The sequence below is a fragment of the Martelella sp. UBA3392 genome (assembly GCF_002358775.1).
Lineage (GTDB): Bacteria > Pseudomonadota > Alphaproteobacteria > Rhizobiales > Rhizobiaceae > Martelella > Martelella mediterranea.
Genome location: NZ_DEPM01000045.1, coordinates 1 through 4,242, shown reverse-complemented (window position 1 = coordinate 4,242; position 4,242 = coordinate 1). Strand labels below are relative to the sequence as shown.

General features: G+C 64.6%; 5 protein-coding genes and 1 tRNA gene. 5 read left to right on the top strand and 1 reads right to left on the bottom strand.

Annotated elements, in window-relative coordinates; all coding sequences use genetic code 11:
• From B4E36_RS03605 to B4E36_RS03590, 4 genes are all read left to right on the top strand, one after another.
• Positions 1-950, top strand: a 950-nt coding sequence (locus B4E36_RS03605; RefSeq protein WP_345899991.1) for a ComF family protein, incomplete at its 5' end; no start/stop codon positions are given.
• The gene (gene grxC, locus B4E36_RS03600) at positions 950-1,207 is read left to right on the top strand and encodes a glutaredoxin 3 (RefSeq protein ID WP_092679693.1); all 258 of its coding nucleotides are present in this window, start codon (positions 950-952) and stop codon (positions 1,205-1,207) included. The genes B4E36_RS03605 and grxC, both read left to right, overlap by 1 nt.
• The gene (locus B4E36_RS03595; protein ID WP_414673722.1) at positions 1,204-2,070 is read left to right on the top strand and encodes a carbon-nitrogen hydrolase family protein; all 867 of its coding nucleotides are present in this window, start codon (positions 1,204-1,206) and stop codon (positions 2,068-2,070) included. Before grxC ends, B4E36_RS03595 begins: the two co-directional genes overlap by 4 nt.
• Before the next feature lie 5 nt (positions 2,071-2,075).
• Positions 2,076-2,504, top strand: coding sequence for a DUF1178 family protein (locus tag B4E36_RS03590; RefSeq protein WP_018065454.1), 429 nt, complete (start codon positions 2,076-2,078; stop codon positions 2,502-2,504).
• Positions 2,505-2,534: 30 nt separating this feature from the next.
• On the opposite strand, the gene B4E36_RS03585 is transcribed toward B4E36_RS03590, so the two are convergent.
• A tRNA-Ala gene (locus B4E36_RS03585) sits at positions 2,535-2,610 on the bottom strand.
• A 496-nt stretch (positions 2,611-3,106) separates the two neighbouring features.
• On the opposite strand from B4E36_RS03585, the gene B4E36_RS03580 reads away from it, so the two are divergent.
• Positions 3,107-4,159, top strand: coding sequence for a porin (locus B4E36_RS03580; RefSeq protein ID WP_345899990.1), 1,053 nt, complete (start codon positions 3,107-3,109; stop codon positions 4,157-4,159).
• The last annotated feature ends 83 nt before the right edge of the window (positions 4,160-4,242 follow it).

Genomic DNA, 4,242 nt, shown 5'->3' with positions numbered 1-4,242 from the left:
GCGGGGCGGTCGGGGAGGGCTTTCGCGAAACGCAGACCCCGGCGCCGACCCGGCCGCGGCCTGATGCGGGCGGGCATGGCGATGACGGCGCGCAGGCGGCCCCCGCCGAACCGGCGCCCGACCCGCTCGCGCCCGACCCCCGCGACACCGATCCGCCCGAGGCGCCGGCCCCCCGCGCCTCCCTCTCCGACCACCTGAGGCGCGTCCGGCTCGCCGCCGCCGACCTGCTCTATCCCCCGCTCTGCACCTGGTGCCGGGCGGAGGTGATGGACCCTCACGCGCTCTGTCCCGCCTGCTGGCGCGAGACCCATTACATCGCCCACCCGCTCTGCGATCGCTGCGGCGCGCCGCTCTCGGGCTCCGAGGACGCGCCGTTCTGCGACCATTGCCTCAACCGTCCGCTCGCCTTCCGCCGCGCCCGCGCCGCGGTGCTGTACGAGGGGGTGGGGCGGGATCTGACGCTGGCCTTCAAGCATGGCGACCGGCTCGACATCGCGCGCCCGGCGTCCACCTGGATGCGTCGCATCGGGCGCGACCTGCTGGACGAGGCCGACTGGGTGCCCCCCGTCCCCCTCCACTGGACCCGCCTGCTCAAGCGCCGCTTCAACCAGTCCGCCGAACTCGCCCGCCGCGTGGCCCGCGACGCCGGCCGGCCCTATTGCGGCGACCTCCTGCGCCGGACCCGCGCCACGCCGTCCCAGGGCGGGCTCGGCCGGGACGAACGCCGCGCCAATCTGGAGGGCGCCTTCGCCGTGCGTCGCCCGGACCGGGTGCGCGGCGCGCGCATTCTGCTGGTCGACGACGTCTACACTTCCGGCGCCACGCTCTCGGTCTGCGCCGCGACGCTTCTTGCCGCAGGGGCGCGGCAGGTCGAGGCGCTTTGCCTCGCCCGCGTTGCGCCCGAAGCCGACGGGCCTATATTCTCGCGTATCGAGGAAGAGGATCCGTGATGAAACAGGTGGAGATCTATACCAGCCCGATCTGCGGCTTCTGCGTGCGCGCCAAGCGCCTGCTGGATGCCAAGGGCGTGGCCTATGTGGAGCACGACGTGTTCTCCGAGCCCGGCGCCCGCGCCGAGATGGCCGAGCGCAATCCCGGAGCCCGCACCGTGCCGCAGATCTTCATCGGCGGCGCCGCGATCGGCGGCTGCGACGAGCTGCATGCGCTGGAGAGGACCGGCGAGCTCGACGGGATGCTGGCGGCGTGAGCGTGCTGCGCGCAGGGCTCATACAGACCTGCGCGGGCGACGTGCCGGCGGAGAACCTCGCGCAGACCTCGGCCCTGATCCGCGAGGCGGCGGCCGAGGGCGCGCAGCTCTGCCTCACGCCCGAAGTGACCAACATCGTCACCTTCTCGCGCAGGCTGCAGGCCGAGATCCTGCGGACCGAGGACGAGGACCCGAGCCTCGCCGCCTATCGCGAGCTGGCCGCCGAGCTTGGGCGCTGGCTGCTGATCGGCTCGCTGGCGCTGAAGGCGGAGGACGATCCCGGACAGGCGCGGCCGCGCTTCGTGAACCGGTCCTTCCTGATCGACGCGTCGGGCGGGATCGTCGCGCGCTACGACAAGATCCACATGTTCGATGTCGATCTCGACAACGGCGAAAGCTGGCGCGAGAGCGCGGTCTACCGACCCGGCGATAAGGCAGTGCTTGCCCGCCTGCCCTTCGCCGCCATCGGCCTCGGCATCTGCTACGATGTGCGCTTCCCCGACCTCTACAACGCCTACGGGCTCGCCGGCGCGGAGGTTCTGACGGCACCCGCCGCCTTCACGAAACAGACTGGCCTAGCCCACTGGCACGTGCTGCAACGCGCCCGCGCGATCGAAAACGGCGCCTACATGATTTCGGCAGCCCAGGCCGGCACCCACGAGGACGGTCGCGAAACCTTCGGCCATTCTATGATCGTCGATCCCTGGGGCAAGATCATCGCCGAGGCCGGCGACGAGGGAGAGGCCGCAATCATCGCCGAGATCGATACCGACGCCGTGACGGCGGCGCGCGGCAAGGTGCCGAACCTGAAGAATATCCGCGCCTTCGCCCTGGAAGAAGCGCGGGCTCTTACGGAAGTCTGAAAGCCGTGATCCATTATTCGCTAAGATGTGACAACGGCCACGATTTCGATGGCTGGTTTGGCGGCAGCGCCGATTTCGACAAGCAGGTCGAAAGCGGTTTCCTGACCTGTCCCGTCTGCAATTCCGCCAAGGTTTCCAAAAGCCTGATGGCCCCGCAGGTCACCACCGCCCGCAAGCAGGAAAGCCGCAAGGCCGCCCTGGTCGACAAGGCCCAGCGCGAGGCGATGGACAAGCTGCGCAAGGCCGTCGCCGAAATCCGCGCCAATGCCGAGGATGTCGGCGAACGCTTTCCGGACGAAGCCCGCAAGATCCATTATGGCGAGAGCGAGGAACGCGGCATTATCGGCGAAGCCAATGCCGATGAGGTGCGCGACCTTCTGGAGGAAGGCATCGAGATCATGCCGCTGCCGATCCTGCCGGACGACAAGAACTGAGCGGAAAATTTTCGTAATCGCAGGGGAAATTGGTGGAGCCGAGCGGGATCGAACCGCCGACCTCTGCAGTGCGATTGCAGCGCTCTCCCAGCTGAGCTACGGCCCCATTTACATCAGCGCTGATACTCCAATCCGGGGCGCGGGGCAAGCGTCGTCGAAGCGAATTTCACGGTTGCAAATCCGGTGAGCGCTGAACCGGGCCCTCCGGCTGAACCGCGCCCCTCCCCGCGGCGCGGCGAACGCCTGCTTGTGTCCCGAGCGGCCCCGTCCTTGCGATGCGCCACCGCAGCCCCGCCCTCCGAAGACGGCGCAAGATGACAGACAAATTACTGTTTTATATATATTTTTTAAAGTTATCGTTTCAGATCGTCATCGCTTGCAAAACAAGCAACCTCAAAAAAGTTGCCCAATCAACACACCCGAGGCGAAACCGGGGCGATTACGCGTCAACCGTGTGAACTCTCCTCGGTCGGCGGTTGCCTTGACAATTCGTAACCGTATAGTGGGGCACGCAATCGCCAATAATCGGTTGATCGAACAACAAAGAGTGCGTCGTGGCGACCTGCATTCACATTACGTCCCAATTGTTGGAGATTCCGTTCATGAAGATCAACGTATTGCTTATCGGCTCCGCTTCGCTGCTGGCGCTTTCCGCCACCGGAGCCCGGGCCGCCGATCCCGTGATGGCGATCGAGCCGGTGACCGCCAATTATGTCGAGGTCTGCGACGCTTTCGGCAAAGGCTATTTCTACATTCCGGGCACCGAAACCTGCCTCAATATCGGCGGATATGTCCGCTTCGAAACCAAGTTTGGCGGCATCCAGACCGGCTCCGCCGATGACAGCGACTGGTCCCCCTACGTTAAGGCCAATCTCCAGATTACCGCCAAGACCGATACCGAACTCGGCACCCTGACCTCGGTCATGACGCCTGAGTTCTACTATTATTCCAACGGGTCGGGGGACGACTTCAAATTCGACCAGGCCTATATCGACATTGGCGACGCCGTTCAGTTCAGGGCCGGTTACATCAAGGGCTTCTGGAACGAGGACCTGTGGGGCGAACTCGACAATATCGACAATGTCAGCCGCTACAACGCGGTGCGTCTTGGCTACTTCCCCTCGGACGGTTTCCAGATCGCGCTTGAACTCGATGCGCTCACCAAGGACAACAGCGACGACCCGAAGCTCGGCCTGTCGGGCCGCATTGCCTGGGCGCCCTCTGACTCGCGCTATATCAAGCTCGATGTCGCCTATGACACCGACAGCGAAAACTACGCCATCCGTCCATGGGCCGGTATCGGCATCGGTCCGGGCACGTTCGAAATCGCCGGCCTTTATGAAAGCGGCTTCATTTCCTACGCGCCGGACTTCACCGCCGACAACTGGAATGATTCACCGATCGCCGGCACCTACATGAAATACGCGGTGGCCGCGAACTACTACTTCAACGTCACGGAAAACCTGATTCTTGCGCCGCAGACCCAGTACAATGTCGCCAGCAACGACAAGGCATTCTGGGAAGCGGGCGCCACGGCGGACTGGCAGGTGGTGGACAATTTCCACGTCCGCGCCAACCTCAACTACGCCTTCCTCGACAAAGACTGGAACCAGCAGAACTGGTTCGGCTGGCTGCGTCTGGAACGCGATTTCTGATTTTTCAGCGTTGATATGAAACACGAAAGCCGCGGCAGCACGCCGCGGCTTTTTTTTCATGCTATAGCAATTCCAGGTGAAGT